This is a genomic window from Butyricicoccus sp. (genome assembly GCF_050872565.1).
Taxonomy (GTDB): Bacteria; Bacillota; Clostridia; order Oscillospirales; family Butyricicoccaceae; genus Butyricicoccus_A.
The window spans coordinates 1-1704 of sequence record NZ_JBNMHC010000421.1; the positions used below are offsets into that span (position 1 = coordinate 1).

At 47.9% G+C, this 1704-nt stretch carries 3 protein-coding genes; 1 reads left to right on the forward strand and 2 read right to left on the reverse strand.

Annotated features, from left to right (window positions below):
• The coding region (locus ACR0P9_RS12070; protein ID WP_432620487.1) for an MMPL family transporter at positions 1-637 on the forward strand (637 nt) is incomplete at its 5' end.
• A 36-nt stretch (positions 638-673) separates the two neighbouring features.
• Here the strand turns inward: ACR0P9_RS12070 and ACR0P9_RS12075 are convergent.
• Together ACR0P9_RS12075 and ACR0P9_RS12080 are read right to left on the reverse strand one after the other, a co-directional pair.
• A complete protein-coding gene (locus ACR0P9_RS12075) occupies positions 674-1324 on the reverse strand; it encodes an HAD family hydrolase (RefSeq protein WP_432620489.1) in 651 nt (216 codons plus the stop codon).
• A 74-nt stretch (positions 1325-1398) separates the two neighbouring features.
• Positions 1399-1704, reverse strand: a 306-nt coding sequence (locus ACR0P9_RS12080) for a cupin domain-containing protein (RefSeq protein WP_432620491.1), incomplete at its 5' end; no start/stop codon positions are given.

The window sequence follows — 1704 nt, forward strand, 5'->3', positions numbered from 1 at the left end:
AGAAGAAACCAACGCACTCATTGAAAACATCCGAAAAACTGCTCAAAAATATTATCCGAACACCTATTATCTGGCGGGAGCCGGTGTCAGCACCTATGACCTAATGGATACTGTCACGGCGGATATGAACAAGGTCAACTTAGTATCCATTGGCGCGGTATTCTTTGTTCTTTTGTTTACTATGCGTTCCGTCACGCTGTCTGCCGTGCTGATTTTAACCATCGAAACTGCGGTTTGGATCAATCTGTCCATCCCCTATTTCACGCAAAAGCCGTTATTCTACATCGCCTATCTGATTATCAGTTCCATTCAGTTGGGTTCAACCGTCGACTATGCCATTCTATTTACAGAACGATACAAGGAAAATCGAAAGATGTATGACAAAAAAGACAGCGTGATTCAAACTATTTCCCATGTCACCGCGTCGATTCTGACCTCCGGCACGACACTGGTCGTCGTCGGCTTTCTTCTCGGCAAGGTCTCGACACACGGCTTATTATCTCAGTTAGGGTATCTCATTGGCAGAGGCACGATTTGTTCCCTGATCTGCGTGCTGTTCGTTTTGCCAGGTCTACTCACTCTCACAGACCGATTATTTATTCAATCAAATTCTCTCAAATCCACAACAGATCGGTAAATAAGTAAAGAGGCACCATTTTTGGTGCCTCTTTCGTCATATCTCTTCGTTTTTGATGGCGTGCATAGCATCTAACAAGCTCGGATAAATTCCGGCGCACAGCTGCTCTAGCTGTGCATTGGGCGGCGTCAAATCCGGAATCATGACTGTGGTGCAGCCAGCTGCCGCACCGGCGCGAATGCCGTTGGTGCCGTCCTCAAAGACATAGCAGTTTTCCGGCGCACATCCGATCTGCTGTGCCGCCAGTAAGAAAATATCCGGTGCCGGTTTGCCGTGTTTTACTTGATCTCCGCTGACAACCGCATCAAAGTAGGAAAGAATGCCGACTTTATCCAGATTGCTCTTGACGGTTTCCAGCTTGGAACTGCTTGCAACAGCGATTTTTACACCCTGCTGCTTGAAATACTGTAAAATCTCAGAAACACCTGTTTTGGCCGGTACATGGGATTGCAATTCCCGTTCTACGCGCAAAATACAATCCTCTGCAAATGCCTTGGCATCCACCTGTGGATAATATTGCAGAATAATTTCCTGCATGTGCGCACCGCTCGAACCGCATACTGCCCGCGGAAAATCCGGATTGTGTACCAAACCAAACTGTTCTGCGGATTTTTTCCAGCTGTCCCGATACATGCGCTCTGTATCCAGCAGCAAACCATCCATATCAAAAATTGCGCCTTGTTTCATGAAGTATTCCTCATTTCCCAGTGATGTCATACGCAGTATACCACAAAACACGGCAATTTCCAATCAAAAACACATTATGCTTCCAGATTGTTGTATACCTCGTCGGTCACTGCTTCCAGCCACTCATTTGAGGTTTCTTCACCCGGGCATTCCACTGCCAGATGGCTGAACCAGCTGCCAGCCTTTGCGCCGTGCCAGTGCTTTACCTCTGCCGGAATCGTGACTACATCACCCGGCTTCAGGCTGCGTGCAGGTTTGCCTTCCTCCTGATACCAGCCTTCGCCGTCAACACAGATCAAAATCTGACCGCCGCCGGACTTTGCATGATGAATGTGCCAGTTGTTGCGGCAGCCCGGCTCAAAGGTAACATTTGCGATAAA

Coding starts and splice junctions, on each gene's coding strand:
- ACR0P9_RS12075 (WP_432620489.1), bottom strand. CDS start 1,324: ATGAAACAAGGCGCAATTTTTGATATGGATGGTTTGCTGCTGGATACA.